This window comes from Arthrobacter sp. SPT-J7, assembly GCF_059089965.1.
This window is the reverse complement of sequence record NZ_JBNHFF010000300.1, coordinates 1-3,238: the sequence shown is the minus strand read 5'-3', so window position 1 is coordinate 3,238 and position 3,238 is coordinate 1. Positions and strand designations below refer to the sequence as shown.

At 64.5% G+C, this 3,238-nt stretch carries 2 protein-coding genes and 2 pseudogenes; 3 read left to right on the top strand and 1 reads right to left on the bottom strand.

Annotated elements, in window-relative coordinates; all coding sequences use genetic code 11:
- Window positions 1–379 (top strand): annotated as a pseudogene (locus AC5RWX_RS31675) (amino acid permease); the annotation flags it as partial.
- Between the two features lie 184 nt (window positions 380–563).
- Here the strand turns inward: AC5RWX_RS31675 and hisS are convergent.
- Window positions 564–1,934 carry a histidine--tRNA ligase gene (hisS, locus tag AC5RWX_RS31670; RefSeq protein WP_494100150.1) on the bottom strand — a complete coding sequence of 457 codons (1,371 nt, stop codon included), beginning with the start codon at window positions 1,932–1,934 and terminating at the stop codon, window positions 564–566.
- A 228-nt stretch (window positions 1,935–2,162) separates the two neighbouring features.
- Between hisS and AC5RWX_RS31665 the strand changes: the two genes are divergently transcribed.
- Entirely contained in the window at window positions 2,163–2,975 is an 813-nt protein-coding gene (locus AC5RWX_RS31665) for a peptidylprolyl isomerase (protein WP_494100149.1), read from the top strand.
- 67 nt (window positions 2,976–3,042) lie between these two features.
- Window positions 3,043–3,238, top strand: a pseudogene (locus AC5RWX_RS31660) (DUF349 domain-containing protein); the annotation flags it as partial.

Sequence of the window (3,238 nt, the reverse complement as noted above, 5' to 3'; positions counted from 1 at the left end):
ACGCGAACGGGACCTGCCCCGGCCGCTGGCCAGGGTAGGCGGCAAGCACACTGTTCCGTACGCTGCCGAAGTCGCCGTGGCCACTGTCGTTATCCTGCTCCTGCTGACCACCGACGTCATGACGGTAGTGGGCTTTTCAAGTTTCGGCGTGCTCCTGTACTACGCCGTGGCCAACGCTTCTGCCTACACACTGGCATCGCACCCCGGGTACGCACCCAAGTGGCTCAACGCTGTCGGCTTCCTGGCCTGCCTCCTTCTGGCGTTCACCCTTCCGACGGCGTCGGTGCTCACCATGATGGCGGTCCTTGCCGCCGGTGTGGCGGGGCGCTGGCTGGTGCTGCGGCTCCGGCTCCGGCTGCGGCGAGAGTTATCCACATAGCTCCTCGGGCCCTGGCCACCTTGACGCCCCCATGCCGTCTCAGAGCGAACGGTCAGCCTGCGCCCTGCGCCCGACACCATGGCTTACCTGACGGCGCTGGTTCCGGTCCTGCAAGGCATCGCCGCCTATGCGCCTTTGGTTTCGACTAACTTATCCACCCAAGTAACGGCGAAGGGAGCCCCTCCTAAACTGCTGATGCCACCTGCACTGTCGAGGCCACTTGAACCGTCAGATCCTCCAACGGCGGGGTCCAGGTTTCCGGGAACGCGACCACCTGTTCGCCGGTGCGGATGTCCTTCACCTGGTGGGTGCCGTCGTCGTCAGTAAACCAGACGAAGGGGATGCCCCGGCGGTCAGCGAATTTGATCTGTTTGCCGAACTTCTCCGCCTTAGCCGCCACCTCGGTGGCGATTCCACGGCTGCGGAGCTGGGCTGCAACGTCCTGCGCCGCACTCCACCTGTCGTCGGAGGTGAGGGAAACCAGGACCGCGGTCGGAACGGAGCGTGAGGCCTTGGCCAGGTCCTGGCTGAGTATGCGGGAGACCAGCCGCGTGACGCCGATGGAGAGGCCCACCCCCGGAAACTTCCGGTTGCCCTTGGAAGCCAACGCGTCGTAACGGCCGCCCGAGCAGATGGAGCCCAACTGCTCGTGACCCACCAAAATGGTTTCGACCACGGTGCCGGTGTAGTAGTCCAGGCCGCGGGCGATGCTTAGGTCAGCGACCACCTTGCCGGGGGCGCGCTGGACAGCCGCCTCGATCACCTGTTCCAGCTCGTTCAAGCCTTCATCCAGCAGCTCGTTACTGACCCCGAGCGCTTGAACCTGTGCCACGAAGGATGTGTCCTCCGTGCGGATCGCAGCCAGCTGCAGCGCCTTCTGCGCCTGTTCGTCCGTGGCCCCCAGCTCCGCCTTGAGCAGGTCCGCCACCTTGTCCGGGCCGATCTTTTCGAGTTTGTCGATGCTCCTGAGCACGCCGGCCGTGTCCTCGAGTCCGATGCCGCGGTAGAAACCTTCCGCCAGCTTGCGGTTGTTGATCCTCAGGCGGAAGTCCGGGATGGGAAGTGAGCTGAGGGCCTCGGCAATCACCAGGGCGATTTCGACGTCGTACCGGAAGGGCAAGTCGCCGTCCCCCACCACGTCGATGTCCGCCTGCGTGAATTCACGGGCGCGGCCCTCCTGCGGGCGCTCACCGCGCCAAACCTTCTGGATCTGGTACCGGCGGAACGGGAAGGCGAGGTAGCCGGCGTTCTCCACCACATAACGGGCAAACGGGACGGTGAGGTCAAAGTGCAGGGCAAGTGCGTGCGGATCTGCCTTGCCTCCCTTGACCGGGTTGTCGCTCTCGTCCTCCTGCAGCCGGCTGAGGCCGTACACTTCCTTGTCAATCTCGCCCTTGCGCAACAACTGGCCAACCGTTTCCACCGCCCGGGTCTCGATGGAAGAGAATCCGTGCAGCTCGAATACCCGGCGAAGCGTGTCCAGCACATGCAGCTCCACCAGCCGCTCCTCGGGAAGCCACTCGGGGAATCCGGACAGGGAGGCGGTGCGTGCCATGGTGGATTTTCTCCTCTTAGGTGTTGTGCCTGGGACTTGCCCGGCATCCCGAAACAGGCCAGGAACGGCGGCAGCCCAGCCAGTCATGCATAAACTATGTGCGGCAGTCAGTTTATGCGTCATCCGCCGGCATCTCTAATGCGGCGGACCGGCAGGGCTCGGCAGTCAGACAACTGCGCTCGAGGCCTCACACCACGCCGTGCAGCAGCCCGACAATAAGGAGGAACCTTGGCGGCCAATTCACGCAGTGCCCGCGAAGCAAAGCGTCGCATTCAGCAAATGGAAGCCAAGCGCGAGCTGCGGCGGGACCAGGAGAAGCGGCGCAAGCGGGACAACGTCATCGCCGCCACCGCCGGAACCGCGGCCGTTGTGCTCGCCGTCGTACTCCAGCTCACCGCCTTTGCAGGGAATCCAACTGAGGAAGAGTTCGCCGCTGCGGAGGCGGGGCTGGCAAGTCCGTCCGCCTCAGCATCCGCAAGCCCGACTGCCCAGGCGACCAACGGCCCGAATATCCCGGCTGCCGAGACCGCTGCGGGCAAGACCTTCACCGGCGATCTCATCCTTAACGGCAGCGCACTCGCCGTGGAGCTCGATGGGACGAACGCCCCGCAGGCCGCCGCCGTCTTTAAGTCTCTCAGCGACGAGGGCTACTACAACGGGAAATTCTGCCACCGCCTCACCACGGGTGAGGCCTTCGGGCTGCTGCAGTGCGGCGCCTCCGGCCCGGAAGGCCAGGGCGATCCTGACTACACCTGGGGGCCGTTGGAGAACACGCCCGCTGACAATACTTATCCTGCCGGCACAGTCGCCGTGGCCCGTACAGGCAACAACGCTTTTGGAAACGGAAAACAGTTCTTCATCGTCTACAAGGACACGGTCATCCCGGCCGACACTGCCGGCGGCTACACAGTGGTGGGAAGGGTGACTTCCGGCCTGGAAGTGGTGTCGAATATAGCTGCCGCCGGAATTACGCCGGGCAGCAGCGACACAGACGGCGCACCTGTGGAACCAGTCACGATAGACTCGTTTTCTCTGAAGTAGGAGGCCCGGCCCCGGCGGCTGCGGCGCAGGACCTGAGTATTTTCCTCCAAGCGAAAGACTTTTAGCGGTGACAGACAGTCAGAAATCCGACGAAACAGCAACAGACCTGACCGAGACGACGGCACCCGCCGCCGGCGAGGCAGCATCTGAAGCAGCCAACGCCCCGGCAGCGGAAGCCCCCGTGGACGAAGCAACGGAGAGCAGCAGCCCCTCCCCGGAGAGCAACGCAACCGGGAGCAGCGCACCTGCACCTGCGCCCCGCC